Below are 18,396 nucleotides of genomic sequence, written 5' to 3' on the forward strand. Positions count from 1 at the left end.
GGTATGCTATGCGGCCCTCACAGATGACCGAAGTTCAGACCCGACCCGTTCTCTCGACCGCCCAGCCGGAGGATTTCTTCCAGCTGCTGAAGCCGCGCGTGATGTCGCTGGTGGTGTTCACCGCTGCGACCGGGCTGATCGTCGCGCCCGGATCGGTCAATCCGCTGGTCGCGGCCATCGCCATCCTGTGCATCGCCGTGGGGGCGGGGGCGGCCGGGGCGCTGAACATGGCGCTGGAAGGCGAGACCGACGCCCTGATGCGGCGCACGCGCGGCCGGCCGGTGGCGGCAGGACGTGTGCGCAAGAACGACGCCATGGCGTTCGGCGTCATCCTGAGCCTGTTTTCGGTCATGCTGCTGGGGATGAACACCAACTGGCTGGCGGCCGGCCTGCTGGCCATGACCATCGTCTATTACGCCGGCTTCTACACCCTGCTGCTGAAGCGGCGGACGCCCCAGAACATCGTCATCGGCGGCGCGGCGGGCGCCTTTCCGCCCGTGATCGGCTGGGCGGCGGCGACGGGCCATGCGCCGTGGCAGGCGTGGCTGCTGTTTCTCATCATCTTCCTGTGGACCCCGCCGCACAGCTGGGCGCTGGCGCTGTATTCGGCCGGCGACTACGCCAAGGCGGGCATTCCGATGATGCCGGTGGCCAAGGGCGCCAAGTCCACGCGGTTGCAGATCCTGCTCTACACCCTGGTCTTCGTGCCGGTCGCCATCGCCCCGGCCTTCGCGGGCCTGGGCGGGATCATCTATCTGGTCGTGTCGGTCGCGGGCGGCCTGGGCTTTCTGGGTCTGGCGGTGCGCCTTTATCGCTCGCGCGCGGGCGACGAGCCGGACAAGGCCGAGGCCGTGGGACGCGAGGCCGCATTGTATGACGTCAAGGTCCAGGCCAAACCGGCGCGGGACCTGTTCGCCTTTTCCATCCTCTATCTGATGGCGCTGTTCTCGGCGCTGCTGGTCGAGGCCCTGTCCGGTCTGGGAGCGTAAAACCATGCGTCTGACGCCTGAGGAACTTCGCGCGCGCAAGCGTCGCAATGTCTGGATCGCCTCGGCGCTGGTGGCCTTCATCGTGCTGGTGTTCGCCACCACGGTGCTGCGCCTGCAACAGAACCAGGCGGCCGAGCGCGCGCTGGCGACGGCGGTGGAGACGTCCCAACCATGAAGGCGGGCCGCAAGAATCTGATCGCCATCATCTGCGTCTTCGGCGTGATGGGCATGACCGGGGCGGCGTTCGCGGCGGTGCCGCTCTATCGGATGTTCTGTCAGGTCACGGGTTTCGGTGGCACCACGATGAAGGCCGATAAGGCCTCCGACACCGTGCTGGACGAGACGGTGATGGTGCGGTTCGACACCAATGTGCGCGGCGTGCCGATGACCTTCCGCGCCGAGCAGTCGACCCAGCGGGTGCGGATCGGCGAGACGGGCCTGGCCTATTTCGACGTGACCAACACCTCGGACAAGCCGATCCAGGTGCGCGCCAGCTACAATGTCTCGCCCGAGCAGACGGGGCCGTATTTCCAGAAGCTGCAATGTTTCTGCTTCACCGACCAGACGCTGGCGGCGGGCGAGACGCGCCAGTTCCCGGTCCAGTATTTCATCGCCCCGGAACTGGCCACGGACCGTGAGGCCAAGGGCGCGCGCGACATCACCCTGAGCTACACCTTCTACCCCTCCGTGGACGCGCCCAAGGCGTGACTTCGAAGCCGGGCGTGGACTTTCCCGGCGTCGGCTGCGGCCTGGTGATCCAGCGCGCCGACGGGCGGGTCTTGCTGTGCAAACGGCTGAAGGCGCCCGAGGCCGGGTTCTGGAACATCGTCGGCGGCAAGGTCGACCTGATGGAGCGCTCCATCGACGCCGCGCGGCGCGAGGCCGAGGAGGAGAGCGGGCTGAAGATCGGCGCGGTCGATTTCCTGTGCCTGGCCGAAGAGATCATTCTCGCCGACGGCCAGCACTGGGTGTCGCTGATCTATGTCACCCGCGACTTCACCGGCGAGCCGTCTCTGACCGAGCCGGACAAGCTGTCGGAGATCGGCTGGTTCGCGCTGGACGACCTTCCCCAGCCGCTGTCGGCCTTTTCGGCCAAGGCGTTCAGAGCCTTGAACAAGGCGGAATAGCGGCACGGCTCTGGCGTCGGGGAAAATCGAACGCTATAGCCGCTATAACAACCGACTCTGGCCGACGAAGAGACGCGATTCATGGCTGACGCCCACGCCACTCCGCAGCACGACTACCACCTGGTGGCGCCCAGCCCCTGGCCGCTGGTGTCCTCGGTCGCTGCGACCATCATGTTCATCGGCGCGGTGATCTGGATGAAGGGCCTGGCCCCGGCGGACGGCGGCCCGATCGCCGCCAACTTCCTGGCCGAAGGCAAGCCTGGCGTCTTCTTCGCCGGTCTGGCCGGCGTGCTGATCTCGGCCTTCTGCTGGTGGGCGGACGTCATCAAGGAATCCAAGGCGGGCGACCATACGCCGGTCGTGTCGCTGGGCCTGCGCTACGGCATGATCCTGTTCATCGCGTCGGAGGTGATGTTCTTCGTCGCCTTCTTCTGGATGTTCTTCGACATGGCCCTGTTCCATGAGTCGCGGGCGCTTACGCCAGAAGTCGGCACCTGGGCCGATACCGCCAAGGCCTGGTCGACCTGGCCGCCGAAGGGCGTCGAGGTCCTGTCGCCGTGGCAGCTGCCGCTGCTGAACACCGTGACCCTGCTGCTCTCGGGCTGCACCGTCACCTGGGCTCACCATGCGATCCAGGTCGGCGACCGCAAGGGTGCCAAGATCGCCCTGATCATCACCGTGGCGCTGGGCGTGCTGTTCACCTGCGTCCAGGCCTATGAGTACAACCACATCCTGCACGAGAAGCTGTTCTTCAACGAAGAGGCCGTGAACTCGGGCCTGTATGGCTCGATCTTCTTCATGGCGACGGGCTTCCACGGCTTCCACGTCCTGATCGGCACCATCTTCCTGGCGGTCTGCCTGATCCGCCTGCTGAAGGGCGACTTCACCCCGCAGAAGCATTTCGGCTTCGAGGCGGCGGCCTGGTACTGGCACTTCGTGGACGTGGTCTGGCTGTTCCTGTTCGCCTTCGTCTATGTCGTCTTCGGTTGAACCAAGACGGCCCTGAAGACATCGCAGCGGCGCGGGACGAGGAATCGTCCCGCGCCGTCGTCGTTTCCGATACGCCGGTTCGCTGGGCGCTGCGGGGGCGTTGTCCCCGGTGCGGCCAGGGCGCGTTGTTCGCAGGCTTTCTGAAGGTGGCGCCCGGCTGCACGGCCTGCGGTCTGGACTATTCCACCATCCAGACGGGCGACGGCCCCGCCAGCTTTATCATGCAGATCGCCGGCTTCATCGTCGGCTTCTCGGCCCTGTTCGTCGAAATCAAATACCATCCGCCCATGTGGCTGCATCTGATCGTCTGGCTGCCGTTGGTGGTCGCCCTGTCGCTGGCCCTGATGCGGCCGGGGCGGGGACTGATGATCGGGCTGCAATATCGGAACCAGCGATGAAGCGTTTCCCCTGGATCCTGACCGTGCTGACGGTGCTGGGCCTGATCCTGCTGATCGGGTTGGGCGTGTGGCAGGTCGAGCGGCTGAAGTGGAAGGAAGGGCTGATCGCGGCGGCCGATGCGGCGGCGGCGAAACCGCCCGCGCCGCTGGAGCAGGTGCTGGCCGAAGGTGATCTGGAGTTCAGGAAGGCGCTAATCGTCTGTCCGGGCCTGGCCAGCGCACCCTTCGTCGAGCTTCAGAGCATCCATGACGGCGAGGCCGGGGTGCGGCTGATCTCGGCGTGCAAGCCGGCGGGGGCGGATTTCACCCTGCTGGTCGATCGTGGCTTTGTCGGCGACGGCGTGACGGCGCGTCCGCGCGTGCTCGAAACCACCCTGCCGCTCGTGATGGTCGGAGAGTTCCGCACCTTCGACAAGCCCGGCGCCATGAGCCCGGCGCCCCGCGACGGCCGCTTCTACGCCCGCGACACGGCGGCGATGGCCAGGGCGCTGAACGTCTCCGGGCCGGTGCGACCCGAGGCCGTGTTCGCCATCACCGCCGTCAATCCCGAGTTCCCGGCGCTAAGGCCCTCTGCGCCGCCCGCGGCCTTTTCCAACAACCATTTCGGATACGCCCTGACGTGGTTCGGACTGGCGATCGCGCTTGCGGGTTTCTATGTGGCCCTGCTTCGCCGTCGCATCAAGAAAGACGGTCCTCAAGCAGCCGCGCACCGCGTGCGCGGCGATAGGAAAGACTAAAGTCCTGACCGCTACGCTTCACACCCTGTCCAACGGCGTTCGCGTCATCTGCGATCCGATGCCGGGGCTGAAGACCCTGGCCGTCGTCGTCACCGTCAAGGGCGGGGCGCGGTGGGAGCCGCTGGATCGGTCCGGCTGGTCGCACCTGTTGGAGCATCTGGTGTTCAAGGGCGCGGGCGACATGGCCGCGCGCGAGATCGTCGAGCGGATCGAGGCCGAGGGCGGCACGATCAACGCCTCCACCGGATACGAGCGGACCAGTTTCGAGGTGCGGGGGCTGGACGGCTCCCTGCCGCTGGCCATGCAGGTGCTGTCGGACCTGGTGTTCCGCCCCACGCTGGACCCGGCCGAGATCGAGCGCGAGAAGGACGTGGTCGCCCAGGAGATCGCCGAGGCCTTCGACACGCCTGACGACCATGTGTTCGAGATGGTCCAGACGCGCGCCTTCGCCAAACAACCGCTGGGCCGGCCGATCCTGGGCTCGGTCGCCAGTCTGAAGCCGGCCGACAAGGCGTCGGTCGAGGCGTGGCGTGCGCGGCTGTATTCGCCCGACCGGATGGTGGTGTCGGTCTCAGGCGCAGTGGACGAGACCGAACTGCTGGCCCTGGCCGAGCGCTGGTTCGGCGATGCCGTGGCGACGCCGGCTGACGCGCCCGCACCGGCCGCCTTCGTCGGCGGCCATGCCAAGCTGACGCGCAAGATCGAACAGGCCAATCTGGTGTTCCAGCTGCCCGCCCTGTCCGCGACCGATCCGGCGCTTTCGGCCATGCGGCTGTTCGGCGAGATCCTGGGCGGCGGCATGGCCTCGCGCCTGTTCCAGAGCGCGCGCGAGGAGCGAGGCCTGGCCTACGCCATCGACGCCTATCAGGAGCCGTACGAAGATGCGGGCGTGCTGGGCATCTACGCCGGGGCGGCGGCGGATCGGGCGAAAGAACTGGCCGAGGTCTCGGCGGCCGAGGTGCGGGCCCTGGCCGAGGTCGGGCCGACCGAAAAGGAGCTGTCGCGGGCCAAGGCGGTGATGAAGGCCGGCCTGTGGATGTCGGACGAAAACCCGATGAGCCGGGCGGGACGCAACGCCGCCCAGACCCTGATCTTCGGCGCCCCACGCTCCAGCCTGTCGATGACCGAACAGCTGGAAGCCCAGACGATTGAGAACGTGCGCGCGGTCGGCGGCCGGGTGCTGGCCTCTGGCCAGGCGGCCAGCGCCGTCTTGGGCCCGAAGTCGGCCGCACCGGCAGGCGAAGCGTTCGCTGCGGCCCTGTCTGCAGGCTAGGTTTTCGGCTCTTGTTCTCTCGGTTCGGTCGCTCTTGCGCGGAGATCCAGCGGGACAGACTATCCCAGCGGCGGCCGTCTGAATGTCCGGATCAGGGTTGAGGCAAACGTCTCTTCACGACCCATCGCGGGCGTTCACACAGCGTTTGGTAGCTCGGCGATGAACTGGTCGGAGAAGGTGTCTCCGTGCACATGGGGCTCATACCAAACGTCGGTCCTGCCATTGAAGAACCGGGAAACCTCGTAGCGGTCGTCGAAGACTTCGATCTGTAGGTTCTTCGCTTCTTCAGCCTCCCACTCCACAAGGAAGGTCGGCCAATAGCCCGGCAGTATGGAGGGAGCAGGTCGTTTGGACTTCTGAATGTAGGCCAGAAGATCGTCCAAGTTCTGGATGACCGATGCCTCATACTCGTCAGGACGGGCAGCTACCACCTCAGCAACAGCCCGTTTTACCCCTGCCCAACCGTCAATGCTCGTGCTCATGGCGCCATCGTCGCGCTGCCATACCCGGCACGCAATGTCCGTTTTCCACCGGAACATCCTACCGCCGGGATCGGTTATGCTGACGCTTGAACCCGTCCAGCCCGGAGACTTCCATGACCGTCCGCGTCGCCCTGATCGTCGGCAGCCTGCGCAAAGGCTCCTATTCGCGCGCCATCGGCATGGAGCTGAAGGCGCTGGCTGAGCCGGGGCTGGAGATCGAGCCGGTCGAGATCGGCGATCTGCCGCTCTATGACCCCGATCTGGAAACCGACAACCCGCCGCCCGCCTGGGAGCGGTTCCGCGAAGAGGTGGCGACGACCGAAGCGGTGCTGTTCGTCACGCCCGAATACAATCGCTCCATCCCCGGCGCGCTGAAGAACGCGCTGGACGTCGGCTCGCGCCCCTATGGCCACAGCGTCTGGCAGGGCAAGCCCGCCGCCATCGTCAGCGTCTCGCCCGGCGCCGTCGCGGCCTTCGGCGCCAACCACCACCTGCGCCAGCCGCTGGTGTTCCTGAACATGCCGACGATGCAGCAGCCCGAGGCCTATATCGGCAACGTCGCCAACCTGCTGGACGAGAACGGCAAGCTGAAGAAGGACGACACCAAGACCTTCCTGAAAAGCTTCACCGACGCCTTCGCCGCCTGGATCGACAAGACGAAGGCGTGAGGCCGCCGCCTCAACCGATCCATGAAATCCCTGTCATGAGGTAACGGTAAGCTGTGCCGTTGAACGGGACATGTCACTAGAGCCGTGACGGCTTGCGCTTCGCATCCGCGAAATGAGGCCGAACACGGGACGAAATGACATGAAGGCTTTGATGATCGCGCTGGGCGCCGCGCTGCTGCCGGGTCTGGCCGTCGCGCAGGAAGCGCCTCGCGAGGTGTCCATTCCGTCGGGCGATGCGACGATGTCGGCGCGGCTGCTGCAAGGCGTCGGAGAAGGCGCGCGTCCAGCCGTCGTCCTGTTCAACGGTTTACCCGCCGGGCCCAACATCCCGCGCATCGCACTGGATCTTCAGAAGGCCGGCTATAGCGTGCTGCTGCCGCAGTATCGCGGCACGGGAACGTCCGGCGGGACGATCAGCCTGCAGCACTCGCGCGAGGATGGGGCGGCGGCCGTGGCTTGGCTGAAGACTGATGCGGCCAGCGGAGCGGACGCCTCGAAGATCGGCGTGATCGGCGTCAGCTATGGCGGCTGGGTGGCGTTGCAGACGGCGGCGGCGGATCACGGCGTGCGCTGCGCCGTCGCTCTGGTTCCGGCCGACATGGGCGTTATCGGCGCACGCTGGGGCACGGACGCGGACTATCGTGCGGCCTGGAAGACGGATCTGGACAGTTTCGCCGCAGAACCCGAGACGACCCGTTTCGGCCCCGAAGGCGTGGACGGCTTCATGAACGCCATCACGCGCGACGCCGCCATGTCCGGTCTGGCCCAACGCGCGCCCGAGCTGGCGGACCGGCCGATCTTCGTCGCGGGCGGCCGCAAGGATCCGGCCGCGCCGTTCGCAGACCACTATGCGCCGCTGGTCGAGGCCCTGCGCGTGGCCAAGGCGCCGTTCGCGGCTCTGGAGTTCGACGGCGGGCACAATCCCTCAGAAGCCTCGGCCGCCGCGCAGGGCTTCATCGAGCGGACCTGCTTCGGGCGATAGGCTGAGCCCCAATTGAAAACGGCGGCTCCGTGAGGAGCCGCCGTCGCCAGTTCAGCTGTGACGCTGAAATCAGCCGATGGTTTGCAGCTGGCCAGCCGATTCCTTGCCCGAACGCTTGTCGCGTTCCAGCTCGTAGGAAACCTTCTGGTTTTCATCCAGGCCGCGCAGGCCAGCGCCTTCGACGGCCGAGATGTGGACGAAGACGTCCTTGCCGCCGTCGTCGGGTTGGATGAAGCCGTAACCCTTGGTCGGGTTGAACCATTTGACAGTGCCGGTAGCCATTTTGAGACCTCCGTTAGAAATTGACCGAGGGAACGTCCCTGCGGCCTGTCGGGTCTGAATGGGAGCGGCCTTGACTCGTGCGTTCGCAGAGAGAGTGGGCGTTACGCAGAGAGATCGACGAGCTCTATGTGCGCAGATATTCATGACAGATGCAAGCGCGGGCCGGGCGGGACGAAAATCCAATAATGGGAACGGTTTAGCTTGGCGCACGTTGTTCGAAGGCACGAAAGGCTTCCAACATGAACCGCACCCACGTCGTGGAGCGCGCCTACCAGCTCGCTCGGACCAACGATTGTCTGAACACCGGCGACGTCGTCAAGGCGCTGTCGGGCGAGGGCTATTCGGGCGCCGAAATCTCGCACTTCCAGGGCAGCTCGATCCGGGCCGACCTGAACCGCATCTGCAAGATGCCCAAGCCCGACCTCGAACCGACCTCCAACGCCGCCTGACGGCTCAATGCGCGCCGGCGCCGTCCGGCAGATGCATCTTCTCGAACCGCCCCACCCGCGTGACCAGGGTGCGGGCGGCGTCGTTCATGCCCAAGACCTGCACGTCCGCGCCCTGACGGCGGTAGCGGAAGACGACCTTGTCCACGGCGGCGACGCCGGTCAGATCCCACAGATGGGCGTCGCTGAGATCGATCTCGACGCGCGTGGGTTGGCCGTGATGCTCAAAGCTGGCGGCGAACAGATCGGCCGAGGCGAAGAACAGCTGGCCTGAGACGCGGTAGCGCAGGACGCCCGGTTCCGGCGTCGAAACCTCGGTCACGGCGATGGTCTTGCCGACCTTGCGCATGAAGAAGATCGCCGACAGCAGCACGCCCAGGATGACGCCCTTGGACAGGTCGTGGGTGGCGACGACGGTCACGGTCGTGGCGATCATGACGATGGACGACTGAAGCGGAGTGGAGCGCAGCTTCATCACCGAGGACCAGTCGAAGGTGCCGATCGAGACCATGATCATGACGGCGACCAGGGCGGCCATCGGGATCCGGGCGACCCAGGTCTGAAGCGCCAGCATCAAAAACAGCAGGAACAGGCCGGCCCACAATGTGGACAGACGCCCGCGTGCGCCGGAGGTGACGTTAATCATCGACTGACCGATCATGGCGCAGCCCGCCATGCCGCCGAACAGGGGCGACAGGATGTTGGCGATCCCTTGGCCGCGCGTCTCGCGATCCTTGTCCGAAGGGGTGTCGGTGATGTCGTCGATCAGGTTCGCGGTCAGCAGGCTTTCCAGCAGGCCGACGAAGGCCAGGGTCGCCGAAATCGGGGCGATGATGACCAGCGTCTCCCACGTCAGGGGGACGGCGGGCAGATGGAACATCGGCAGGCTGGTCGGCATCTGGCCCATGTCGCCGACGGTGCGCACATCCAGCTTCAGCACGATCACCAGGGCGCTGATGGCGACGATGGCGACCAGGGGCGAGGGCACGGCCTTGGTGAGGCGCGGAAAGCCGTAGATGACGACCAGGGCCGCCGCGACAAGGGCGTAGGTGATCCAGCCCTGGCCGATCAGCTCAGGCATCTGGGCCAAGAAGATCAGGATCGCCAGCGAGTTGACGAAGCCGGTCATGACGCTGCGGCTGACGAACTTGATGTAGCGGCCCAGCTTCAGCAGGCCGATGACAATCTGGAACACGCCGCAGAGCAGCGAGGCGGCGAAGAGATATTCCAGCCCGTGGTCGCGCACGAGCGTGACCATCAGCAGGGCCATGGCGCCGGTCGCGGCCGAGATCATGGCCGGCCGGCCGCCCACGAATGCGATGGTCACGGCGATGACCACGCTGGCGTAGAGGCCGACGGCGGGATCGACGCCGGCGATGATGGAAAAGGCGATGGCTTCGGGGATCAGGGCCAGGGCCACAACGGTCCCCGCCAGAAGATCGCGGCGAGGATTGGCGAGCCATTGCTGGCGCGCGGAGGCGATAATGGACATTTCAGGATTTCATCTGGATGAGCCTTACCGATGCTTCGGTTTCTGGCGGCTCGGTTTCCCAGCGGATCGGCGGCGGGGATAGCCACCCGTCGCCTGCGAACAGGGCCGGGTCCAAGGTGATGGCGTCCTGATGCGATGTTGCGCCGCGAAAAGCAAGCGTGACGGCTAGATCAATCCGTCCATCGTCGGCGCTTCGGCGGCGCTGCCGGGGAAGACGCGGGCGTCCAGGGCGGCGCGGTCGAGGCCCATGTGATCGCGCAACACGCCCTTGAACACCGAACGGATATCCAGCGTCGGCGCCAGGTCGCGGTTCTCGAACAGGCGGTTGTCGGCCAGGGTCGGCCAGTCGCCGATGGGGCCGCCGCGCTTGACAGCGCCGCCCGCCAGCAGAAGCGAGGAGCCGGTGCCGTGGTCGGTTCCCTGGGTGCCGTTGGCGCGGGCGGTGCGGCCGAACTCGGTGGCGACGACGACGGCGGTGCGCGACCAAGCCTCGCCGAGACCGTTCTTCAGGCCTGAGATCAGTTGATCCAGTCCGGTCAGGCGGGTCTGGAGTTGCGCCCTCTGACCCGCGTGGGTGTCCCAGCCGTCCAGCGAGACGGCGACGATGTCGGCGCCCTCCGGTCCGGTCATCAGCTTGGCGACGGCTTGGCCCAGGCCCTGGACGTCGTTGCGGCGCAGGCGTTGGTCGCCGCCGTCCATCCCCACCAGTTGCTCGGTCGCCAGACCCCGCGCCAGGTTCTGGCCCAGCATCGGATCCTCGACATAGAGGTCCTGAAGCAGGGAGGCGATGCGGTCGCCGTCGCGCACCTGTCCGCCCGGCGCCCAGCTGGACACGGGTGCGTCGCCGCGCAGGATCAGGGGCGTCTGGGCGCCGATCGACAGGCCTTTCAGCGACGTTCCGCCGACCGCGACGATGGCGCGGTTCAGCCAGCCGTCGGATTGCTGGCGCAGACCTTCACCGCCGTTCTCCAGCACGTCCTGGGCGTCGAAATGCGAGCGGATGCGCACGGGCAGGGCGACGGCGGGGGCGAACCGCATCTGACCCTGACCATAAAGGGCGTGCAGGCCCGCCAGCGCCGGATGCAGGCCGAAGCCTTCGCTTAGGGCCAGGGCGCCGTTCGTCTCGCCGGGCGCGGCGATGGCCAGACCACCGCGCAAGGGGACGTAGTTCGGATCGGCGTAGGGGACCGTAACCGACAGCCCGTCCATCGCGCCGCGCGCGATGACGACGACCAGCTTGTTGGTTGGGCCGTTGGTCTGGGCGGCGACGCGTCCTGCGAAGGCCAGGCCGACCCCGGCGGAGGCGGCGGCCAGCAGATGGCGGCGGTTCATATTGAGGGCGGTCATCGGCGTTGGAACTCCGGCGACATGAACAGAAGGGTGAGGGCCTCCGGCCGGCTTTCGGCGCGGGCGACGGCGAGCCGCGTGCGTTCGCCGAGGCGCGGGCCGAGGGCGGCGGCGGCGACCGCGTTTGGATCGCTCGCTTGCGCCAGATCGGCGGCGGTGCGCGACCAGTTCAGCCGTTTGACCAGGGCGTCGGGACCGGCCCAGTCGGCGGCCGTGTCGGGCCAGCCCTCGGGCGACGCGGGCGCGAACGGCGGCTGGCCCATGTCGAGCAGGGCCTGGCGCAACGGCTGGATCCGCTGAGGCTGGGTTCCCAGCGCGCGATGGGTCGAGACGATGAAGTCGTAGGGCGTCTTGATCTTGGCGGGCTGGGGCGTCCAGGTCTCGGGCGCGCCGATCAGGGTGCGGGCGACCTGGGCCAGATCGCCGCCGGAGCGGGTCCAGGCCGCTTCCAGTCGGGCGACCAGGGCGGGCGGCGGATCGTCGGCGACGAAATGGGCGGCGAGACGGCGCGACAGACGTTTGGCCGTCGCCGGATGCCGGGCGAGGTCGCGCAGGATGGCCTGCCCCTGGGCCAGGCCCGCCGCGGGATAGGTCTTGCCCATCACCGTGCGGGCGCCGGGTTCGTGGACATTGGCGCGGAAGACAAAGCCGTCGGGACCGGGCTCGGCCTGGGCGGCCATCCTGCGCGCTCGCTGAGGGCGACCCGGCTGACGCTGGTCGCGCGCGGCGGGGATCGACCAGCCGGTCAGGGCTCGGGCCAGTTCGGTGACGTCGCCCTGCGTATAGCCGCCGTCGGCGCCGACGGTGTGCAACTCCATCATCTCGCGGGCCAGGTTCTCGTTCAGCCCGGCGTTGCGGCGGGCGCCGGCCAGGCTGTCGGGACCGACGGAGCGGGCCTGATCCAGATAGAGCAGCATGGCGGGATGCTGTTCGGCGGCCAGGACCAGATCCTCGAACCGGCCGAAAGCGTGGGGGCGGATGGCCTCGCGCTCGTACTGGCCGACGAAGGCGCCGCTGGCGAACTTGGCGGCCGAGACGGTCAGGGCGTTCGACCAGAACAGGGCCCAGCGCTCGGCGAAGCCGTCGTCGGTGGTCGCGCCCAACTGGGCGCGGGCCAGGAATTCCTGCGCCGTGTCCTGGGTGATGTCGCGGCGGGCGGCCTGGCGGGCTTCGCGCCGGGCGACGGCTTGCGGATCGGCGGCGTCCGGCATGGCTGGCGAGGGAGCGGGCGCGGCGTCGGCCGTCGCCGGAGCGGCGGCGCGTCGGTCGCGGCGGACCAAGCCGGCGTCGTTCTGATAGTCGATATATTGGGCGACGCGTTCGGCGGTGTCGGCGAACTGGCCGGACGGCTCGGGCGCGCCCTGGGGCCGAATCTGGCCCATGGCCCAGCCGCGCGGATCGACGGCGACGCGGTCGATCTCGCCGGGCCGTGCGCCGAGACCCAGGCGGGTCAGGGCGACGGCGGCGTCGGTCGGTGATGAAGCCATGGCCTTCTCCTCTCCGTCCCCAGCACACTGTAACGCCGTCGGGCGAAAACTCCGTCGCGGGGTCGGATTTGAGAGTCAGGCCGGTTGGGCCAGGCCGGCCTCCGCGTCCGCGATCAGGTCGCGGTCGTCGACCTGCCACGGGTGGAAATCGGGTTTGTAGAAGGCGAGGTAGTCGCCGATCATCCGGCGATACAGACCCGGCTTCAGCCACAGCCAGCGGAACAGGCCCAGACGCGCCCGCCAGCCGACGATGCCGTCTTGTTTGAGCAGCATGAAGGTCGTCTCGCGCACCGTGCGGGTGAACAGCAGGGTCGTCAGGAACATGGCCCAGCGGCGGATGCGCCAGCGCTTCAGCGGACTGAGGTCCCGGGTCGCGTGCAGGAAGACGTCATAGGCCACGCCCTTGTGCTCGATCTCCTCAATGGAGTGCCAGCGCCACAGGCGGGTCAGGTCGTGGGGCGAGCCCTTCAGCAGCTCCGGATCGGCCAGCAGCCGATGGGCGAAGGCGGCGGTGAAATGCTCCAGCGCCATGGTCGCCGCCAGCTGGGCCAGGGCCGGACGGGCGCGGGCGATGTCGAGACGGGCAGTGACATAGGCCTCGATCTCGGCGGTGTCGTAGCCGGCGCGTTCGGTGATGGCGTTGAAGGCCATGTGTTCGCGGGTGTGGGCACCTTCCTGGACCGTGAAGGCGCGGATGTCGGCGGCCAGAGCCGGGGGCGCGTCCTTGGCGAACCGCTTGACCGACTGGATGAAGAACCGCTCGCCGTCGGGGAAGGTCAGGCTGAGCGCGTTCATCACGGCGGTGCCGAACGGGTCGCCGTTCAGCCACCACCGTGGCGTCGGAGCCTCGCGGTCGATATGCAGGTCGCGCGGCTTGATCTGGAGGTCGGCGGGGGTGGCGGATTTCGCCATGGTTCTGCTCCTCGATTTCGAGAGGATTATGGAGTTAACTGACATCAATGTCAACTAATGGTCCGGTGAAGCGGCGACGCGGGGCGGTGGCGCGCGAAGAGGCGCTGGAGGCGGCGCGCGACCTGTTGCTGTCGGGCGGGCCGGCGGCGGTGACGCTGAAGGCGGTGGGCGAACGTATGGGCGTGGGTCACGCCAATCTGATCCATCATTTCGGCTCGGCGGCCGGGCTTCAGGGCGCGCTGATGGATGCGATGGTTCGCGATCTGGCGCAGCGGATCGAGGCCGGCCTGGGAGAAGGGCGCGACGGCGTCGAGCCGGGGCGGCTGATGAGCGTCGTGTTCGACGCCTTCGGACCGGGCGGCGCCTCTCAGATGGCGGCCTGGCTGGCGCTGGCGCGCGAGCAGGGCCGCGCCGAGAGCTTCGCCGAGGTGGTGCGCGATCTGGCCGAACGGCTGGCGGCCATGGTGCCCGATGATCCCAAGGCGGCCGAGCGGGCCAAGGCCCTGGTGGTGACGGCCGCCTATATGGCCTTCGCCGAGGGGCTGATCGGGGACATCCTGAGGCCGATGCTGGGCGCGCCCGAGGGACTGGGCCGCGATCTGGCGCTGAAACTGACCGCGACACTTTTGGCCGAACCGTAAGGTTCAGAGCCGAATCTTGGTGCTATAGTTCCCATCGATGGCGCTTCTGGACTGGATGAGCGATGTGGCCGGGCCCGTGGTCCGGAGGGACGGCGTGCTGCTGCGGCCGCCGCGCGCCGCCGATTACGCCGCCTGGTCCACGCTGCGCGACGGCTCGCGCGACTATCTGCAACCGTGGGAGCCGGCCTGGCCCGAGGACGACCTGACCAAGGCGGCCTTCCGGCGCCGGTTGTCGATCTATGCGCGCGAGATGGAGCTGGGCAACGCCTGGCCCTTCTTCGTCTTTGTGCAGGACGGCAAGACCCTGGCGGGGGCGGTGACCCTGTCGAACGTGCGGCGCGGCGTCGCCGAGACGGGGACGCTGGGCTATTGGATCGGTCAGCCGTTTTCCGGTCAGGGCGTGGCGACGGCGGGCGTTCGGGCCGTCGTCGGATACGCGTTCGACAAGCTGAAGCTGCACCGGCTGGAGGCGGCCTGTCTGCCCACCAATCACGGGTCGCGACGGGTGCTGGAGAAATCCGGCTTTCGCAACGAAGGTCGGGCTCGCGCTTATTTGAAAATTAACGGCGAGTGGGCAGACCATTTGTTGTTCGGCCTGGTCGAGGACGAGCGTTGACGGCCGGGGGCCGTCTGGAAGGGCGAGACGCGTGACACCACGATCCCGATCGCTGGCCTGGGACGCCACGACCGCCATCGAGGCGCTGGCCGCCGCCGAGACAGCCCTGTGGGTCTGGACCCCGGCGACGGACGAACTGCGCTTCACCGGCGCGACGCGATCGCTGGGCCTGGGACCGTTGGCGCCGGAATGCACGGCCGCCGGATTCGTGGCCCTAGCCATGCCGCAGGATCGCAGCCTGGCCGAGCGGATGCTCAAACCCCAGGACGAGGGGGCCGAGATCGCCGTGCGTCTGCGCATGCGCGGGTCCGAGACCTGTCTGTGGCGCGGCGTCTGGCTGGAGGACGGCCTGCGCGCCGCCGGCGTCGTGGCGCTGGAGACCAAGTTCGCCGGATCGGACCGCGATACGCTGACGGGCCTGCTGGATCGTCGCGCCTTTTTGACCCGCGTCAGCGAGGTGCTGACCCAGCCCGGCGAATACGAGATCGTGGTCGGCGACGTGGACCGGCTGCGGCGCCTGAACGAGGCGCTGGGTCATGAGCGGACCGACCTGGTGTTGTCGGCACTCGGCTCGCGTCTGGCCGCCGCCTTCAACAAGGACGCCTCGGCCGCGCGAATCGGCGAGGATGAGTTCGCTATCATCGTCCCCAAGACCGCCTCGCACACCAGCTATCGCGTTCGCGACGCGCTGGAACAGCCGTTGCGGGTCGCGGGCTTCGACATCTATCCGACCGTCTCCATCGGGGCGGTGATGGTGGAGGGAGGGCCGGATGCGCCCGACGCCGCCGAACTGTTGCGCCGGGTCGAGCTGGCGGTGGAATCGGCCAAGGGCGCCGGGCGCGGCGGATCGGCCGCCTATGGCCGGGCGCTAGAAAGCGACAGCTTGAGCCGTCTGGCGCTGGAGGCGGATCTGAGGAACGCCTTCGTGCGCGGCGAGATCGTGCCCTTCTTCCAGCCGATCGTGAACCTGAACACGGGGGCCGTCGCCGGTTTCGAGGCGCTGGCGCGCTGGCGTCACCCGCGCCGGGGTCTGGTGCCGCCGGACGAGTTCCTGGGCCTGACCGCCGACCTGGGCATGATGAACGACCTGGGTCTGCTGATGATGACCCAGTCGGCGAGGCAGTTGGCCGAATGGATCGAACGCCATCCGCTGGCCGGCAAGCTGTTCTGCAGCGTCAACCTGTCGGTCGGCGAGATCGAGCGCCCGCACCTGTGCGAGGACGTGGCGCGCATCATCAAGGAGACCGGCCTGCCCAAGGGCGCGCTGAAGCTGGAAGTCACCGAGGGCGACATCATGCGCGACACCGCGCGCGCCGCCGAGGTGTTGCAGTCGCTGAAGGACGTCGGGGCCTCGCTGGCGCTGGACGACTTCGGCACCGGCTTCTCGTCCCTGTCCTATCTGGCGCGCCTTCCGTTCGATACGCTGAAGATCGACCGATATTTCGTGCTGACGATGAACAAGGACGAGGGCTCGGCCAAGATCGTCAAGTCGGTGGTCAACCTGGGTCGCGACCTGTCGCTGGAAGTCGTCGCCGAGGGCGTGGAGAACGCCGAACTGGCCCGCCTGCTGCTGGACGCCCAATGCCACTACGGCCAGGGCTTCGGCTATGCCCCCGCCCTGCCGGCGCAGGAGGCCGAGGTCTATCTGGCCGAAAGCCTGGCCGACGGCACCGCGCCGCTGAAGCAGCGGTCGGCTTAGGGCTCAGATTGCGTTTAGGGGCAGGCGCAGGTAGCGCTGGCCGTTGGCGTCCGGGGGCGGCAGGTCGCCGGCGCGGATATTGACCTGAAGCGAGGGCAGGATCAGCTGCGGCGCGCCCAGGGTGGCGTCGCGGGCCTCTCGCATGGCGACGAAGGCGTCCTCCGATGCGCCGCCGCCGATGTGGATGTTATGCGCGCGCTGTTCGGCCACGGTGGTCTCGAACCGGAAGTCGGTGCGGCCCTGGGGCAGATAGTCGTGGCCGACGAAGATGCGGGTCTCGTTGGGCAGGGTCAGCAGGCGCTGGATCGAGCGGTAAAGGGTTCGCGCGTCGCCGCCGGGAAAGTCCGTTCGCGCCGTGCCGTAGTCGGGCATAAACAAGGTGTCGCCGGTGAAGACCGCATCGCCGATCCGATAGCTGACACAGGCGGGGGTGTGGCCGGGCGTGTGGATCACCTCGACCTTCAGATCGCCCAGGGCAAACGCGTCGCCGTCCGCATAGAGATGATCGAAAACCGCGCCGTCCGGGCGCACGTCGTCGGCGTCGAACAGGGGGCCGAAGGCGGACTGAACCTGGGTGATCCGCCCGCCGATGCCGATCGACACGCCCGTCGTCGCACGCAGGTGCGCCGCCGCCGTCAGGTGGTCGGCGTGGGCGTGGGTTTCGAGCACCAGGGCCAAGGTCAGCGCTTCCGACCGCAGCGCCGCCATGACGGCGTCGATCGATCGCGTCGAGGTGCGGGCCGAGGGCGCGTCGAAGTCCAGGACGGGGTCGATGATCGCCGCGTGACCCGTCGCGGGGTCGCTGACCAGATAGGTGACGGTGTGGGTCGCGGGATCGAAAAAGCCGCGGACGTCGGGGGATTGGGTCATGGAGGACGCTCCTTTCGCAATCCAATATATTAGGCATTGCTTATTTAGCAAGTGCGCATATATTGCGCCCCATGATCGACCTTCAGACCATCGGACTTGAGCGTTTCCAGGCCAGCGCCGGCGAGGCGGCGGCGTTGCTGCGCGCGCTGTCCAACGAGAAGCGGCTGATGATCCTGTGTCAGCTGGGCGAGGGCGAGATGTCCGTAGGCCAACTGCTGCCCCAGGTCGGCCTGTCGCAATCGGCCCTGTCCCAGCACCTGGCCAAGCTGCGCGAAGAGGCGCTGGTCAGCACCCGTCGAGACGGCACGACCATCTTCTACCGCATCGCCGATCCGGCCGTCCTGAAGGTCATCGCCGTGCTGGCCGAAATCTATTGTCCCCCTGTTTCCTCCGAAAAGGCATGATTCCCATGAGCGTCCTGACCCCCCTCTCCCCCGCCGAGGTTTCGCGTCGGCTGAAGCAAAAGACGGCCGTGCTGGTCGATATTCGCGAGCCGGATGAGTTCGCCAGAGAGCATGTCGTCGGCGCCGTCCATGCGCCGCTGTCGGCCTTCGACGCCTTTACGCCCGCCTGCGTCGAGGGCCGCGACGTCATCTTCACCTGCCGGACCGGCAATCGGACGGGCGTCAACTGCGACCGTCTGGCGGCCAAGACGACGGGCCAAGCCTTTGTTCTGGAGGGCGGGCTGGACGCGTGGAAGGCGCAGGGCCTGGCCACCCACGCCGACCGCTCCAAGCCGATCGAACTGATGCGTCAGGTGCAGATGGTCGCGGGCGGCCTGATCCTGCTCGGCGCGGCGCTGGGCCTGCTGGTGCATCCGGCCTTCTGGGGTCTGTCAGCCTTCGTCGGCGCGGGCCTGTTCGTCGCGGGCGCGACGGGCTTTTGCGGCATGGCGCGGCTGCTGGCCGTCATGCCGTGGAACAGAACCGCGACCCGGCCAGTGACAAGAGCGGTCTGA

Annotated in this window: 23 protein-coding genes and 1 other annotated feature; of the genes, 16 read left to right on the forward strand and 7 right to left on the reverse strand. The window is 67.7% G+C overall.

Annotation, left to right across the window (positions count from 1 at the left end; translation table 11 throughout):
* Window positions 1-23: 23 nt before the first annotated feature.
* The 8 genes from cyoE (at window position 24) to BVE01S_RS09800 (ending at window position 5,514) form a co-directional block, all read left to right on the forward strand.
* Window positions 24-989 carry a heme o synthase gene (cyoE, locus tag BVE01S_RS09770; protein WP_055806296.1) on the forward strand — a complete coding sequence of 322 codons (966 nt, stop codon included), beginning with the start codon at window positions 24-26 and terminating at the stop codon, window positions 987-989.
* 4 nt (window positions 990-993) lie between these two features.
* A complete protein-coding gene (locus BVE01S_RS17035) occupies window positions 994-1,164 on the forward strand; it encodes a cytochrome c oxidase system small membrane protein (protein ID WP_017505721.1) in 171 nt (56 codons plus the stop codon).
* Entirely contained in the window at window positions 1,161-1,697 is a 537-nt protein-coding gene (locus tag BVE01S_RS09775) for a cytochrome c oxidase assembly protein (RefSeq protein ID WP_017505722.1), read from the forward strand. Before BVE01S_RS17035 ends, BVE01S_RS09775 begins: the two co-directional genes overlap by 4 nt.
* 14 nt (window positions 1,698-1,711) lie before the next feature.
* On the forward strand, window positions 1,712-2,116 hold the full coding sequence (locus BVE01S_RS09780; protein ID WP_088582684.1) for an NUDIX domain-containing protein: 405 nt from the start codon (window positions 1,712-1,714) through the stop codon (window positions 2,114-2,116).
* Between the two features lie 81 nt (window positions 2,117-2,197).
* Complete coding sequence (locus BVE01S_RS09785) at window positions 2,198-3,106, forward strand: cytochrome c oxidase subunit 3 (RefSeq protein ID WP_055806286.1); 909 nt, start codon at window positions 2,198-2,200, stop codon at window positions 3,104-3,106.
* On the forward strand, window positions 3,103-3,504 hold the full coding sequence (locus BVE01S_RS09790; protein ID WP_066626894.1) for a DUF983 domain-containing protein: 402 nt from the start codon (window positions 3,103-3,105) through the stop codon (window positions 3,502-3,504). Before BVE01S_RS09785 ends, BVE01S_RS09790 begins: the two co-directional genes overlap by 4 nt.
* Window positions 3,501-4,241: an SURF1 family protein gene (locus BVE01S_RS09795; protein ID WP_066627007.1), complete on the forward strand. Its 741-nt coding sequence runs from the start codon at window positions 3,501-3,503 to the stop codon at window positions 4,239-4,241. Before BVE01S_RS09790 ends, BVE01S_RS09795 begins: the two co-directional genes overlap by 4 nt.
* Window positions 4,242-4,299: 58 nt before the next feature.
* Entirely contained in the window at window positions 4,300-5,514 is a 1,215-nt protein-coding gene (locus BVE01S_RS09800; RefSeq protein ID WP_088582685.1) for a M16 family metallopeptidase, read from the forward strand.
* Between the two features lie 134 nt (window positions 5,515-5,648).
* Here BVE01S_RS09800 and BVE01S_RS09805 read toward each other — a convergent pair whose 3' ends face one another.
* Complete coding sequence (locus tag BVE01S_RS09805) at window positions 5,649-5,996, reverse strand: hypothetical protein (protein ID WP_146112034.1); 348 nt, start codon at window positions 5,994-5,996, stop codon at window positions 5,649-5,651.
* A 113-nt stretch (window positions 5,997-6,109) separates the two neighbouring features.
* Here BVE01S_RS09805 and BVE01S_RS09810 point away from each other — a divergent pair, with 113 nt between their 5' ends.
* Together BVE01S_RS09810 and BVE01S_RS09815 are read left to right on the forward strand one after the other, a co-directional pair.
* Window positions 6,110-6,664 carry an NADPH-dependent FMN reductase gene (locus BVE01S_RS09810; protein ID WP_066626897.1) on the forward strand — a complete coding sequence of 185 codons (555 nt, stop codon included), beginning with the start codon at window positions 6,110-6,112 and terminating at the stop codon, window positions 6,662-6,664.
* A gap of 139 nt (window positions 6,665-6,803) precedes the next feature.
* Window positions 6,804-7,646: an alpha/beta hydrolase family protein gene (locus tag BVE01S_RS09815; protein ID WP_066626898.1), complete on the forward strand. Its 843-nt coding sequence runs from the start codon at window positions 6,804-6,806 to the stop codon at window positions 7,644-7,646.
* 69 nt (window positions 7,647-7,715) lie between these two features.
* On the opposite strand, the gene BVE01S_RS09820 is transcribed toward BVE01S_RS09815, so the two are convergent.
* Window positions 7,716-7,928, reverse strand: a complete 213-nt coding sequence (locus tag BVE01S_RS09820) for a cold-shock protein (protein ID WP_008260410.1) — start codon at window positions 7,926-7,928, stop codon at window positions 7,716-7,718.
* A gap of 239 nt (window positions 7,929-8,167) precedes the next feature.
* On the opposite strand from BVE01S_RS09820, the gene BVE01S_RS09825 reads away from it, so the two are divergent.
* A complete protein-coding gene (locus BVE01S_RS09825; RefSeq protein ID WP_055753991.1) occupies window positions 8,168-8,377 on the forward strand; it encodes a hypothetical protein in 210 nt (69 codons plus the stop codon).
* A gap of 4 nt (window positions 8,378-8,381) precedes the next feature.
* On the opposite strand, the gene BVE01S_RS09830 is transcribed toward BVE01S_RS09825, so the two are convergent.
* The 4 genes from BVE01S_RS09830 to BVE01S_RS09845 all read right to left on the reverse strand — a co-directional run bounded on the left by BVE01S_RS09830 (window position 8,382) and on the right by BVE01S_RS09845 (window position 13,612).
* Window positions 8,382-9,866 (reverse strand): SulP family inorganic anion transporter, encoded by a 1,485-nt coding sequence (locus BVE01S_RS09830; RefSeq protein ID WP_174523851.1) that lies wholly within the window; start codon window positions 9,864-9,866, stop codon window positions 8,382-8,384.
* 52 nt (window positions 9,867-9,918) lie between these two features.
* Window positions 9,919-9,982 (reverse strand) — a sequence feature (sul1 is cis-regulatory element that is thought to sense ions involved in sulfur or methionine metabolism; They are found in Alphaproteobacteria).
* Window positions 9,983-10,031: 49 nt separating this feature from the next.
* Entirely contained in the window at window positions 10,032-11,213 is a 1,182-nt protein-coding gene (locus BVE01S_RS09835) for a DUF1501 domain-containing protein (protein WP_066626900.1), read from the reverse strand.
* Window positions 11,210-12,700: a DUF1800 domain-containing protein gene (locus tag BVE01S_RS09840; protein WP_066626902.1), complete on the reverse strand. Its 1,491-nt coding sequence runs from the start codon at window positions 12,698-12,700 to the stop codon at window positions 11,210-11,212. Before BVE01S_RS09840 ends, BVE01S_RS09835 begins: the two co-directional genes overlap by 4 nt.
* A 75-nt stretch (window positions 12,701-12,775) precedes the next feature.
* Entirely contained in the window at window positions 12,776-13,612 is an 837-nt protein-coding gene (locus BVE01S_RS09845) for a metal-dependent hydrolase (RefSeq protein WP_066626906.1), read from the reverse strand.
* Between the two features lie 47 nt (window positions 13,613-13,659).
* On the opposite strand from BVE01S_RS09845, the gene BVE01S_RS09850 reads away from it, so the two are divergent.
* The 3 genes from BVE01S_RS09850 to BVE01S_RS09860 are packed head-to-tail and all read left to right on the forward strand — an operon-like array spanning window position 13,660 to window position 16,568.
* Window positions 13,660-14,253, forward strand: coding sequence for a TetR/AcrR family transcriptional regulator (locus BVE01S_RS09850; protein ID WP_084375371.1), 594 nt, complete (start codon window positions 13,660-13,662; stop codon window positions 14,251-14,253).
* Between the two features lie 37 nt (window positions 14,254-14,290).
* Window positions 14,291-14,869: a GNAT family N-acetyltransferase gene (locus BVE01S_RS09855; RefSeq protein WP_066626910.1), complete on the forward strand. Its 579-nt coding sequence runs from the start codon at window positions 14,291-14,293 to the stop codon at window positions 14,867-14,869.
* Between the two features lie 31 nt (window positions 14,870-14,900).
* Window positions 14,901-16,568 carry a putative bifunctional diguanylate cyclase/phosphodiesterase gene (locus BVE01S_RS09860; protein ID WP_066626914.1) on the forward strand — a complete coding sequence of 556 codons (1,668 nt, stop codon included), beginning with the start codon at window positions 14,901-14,903 and terminating at the stop codon, window positions 16,566-16,568.
* A gap of 3 nt (window positions 16,569-16,571) precedes the next feature.
* Here the strand turns inward: BVE01S_RS09860 and BVE01S_RS09865 are convergent, their stop codons facing one another.
* Window positions 16,572-17,438 carry an MBL fold metallo-hydrolase gene (locus BVE01S_RS09865; protein ID WP_066626917.1) on the reverse strand — a complete coding sequence of 289 codons (867 nt, stop codon included), beginning with the start codon at window positions 17,436-17,438 and terminating at the stop codon, window positions 16,572-16,574.
* 71 nt (window positions 17,439-17,509) lie between these two features.
* Between BVE01S_RS09865 and BVE01S_RS09870 the strand changes: the two genes are divergently transcribed.
* Window positions 17,510-17,842 (forward strand): ArsR/SmtB family transcription factor, encoded by a 333-nt coding sequence (locus tag BVE01S_RS09870; RefSeq protein WP_045809770.1) that lies wholly within the window; start codon window positions 17,510-17,512, stop codon window positions 17,840-17,842.
* A 5-nt stretch (window positions 17,843-17,847) separates the two neighbouring features.
* Window positions 17,848-18,396, forward strand: coding sequence for a rhodanese family protein (locus BVE01S_RS09875; RefSeq protein ID WP_205678470.1), 549 nt, complete (start codon window positions 17,848-17,850; stop codon window positions 18,394-18,396).

Source organism: Brevundimonas vesicularis NBRC 12165, from assembly GCF_001592205.1.
GTDB lineage: Bacteria > Pseudomonadota > Alphaproteobacteria > Caulobacterales > Caulobacteraceae > Brevundimonas > Brevundimonas vesicularis.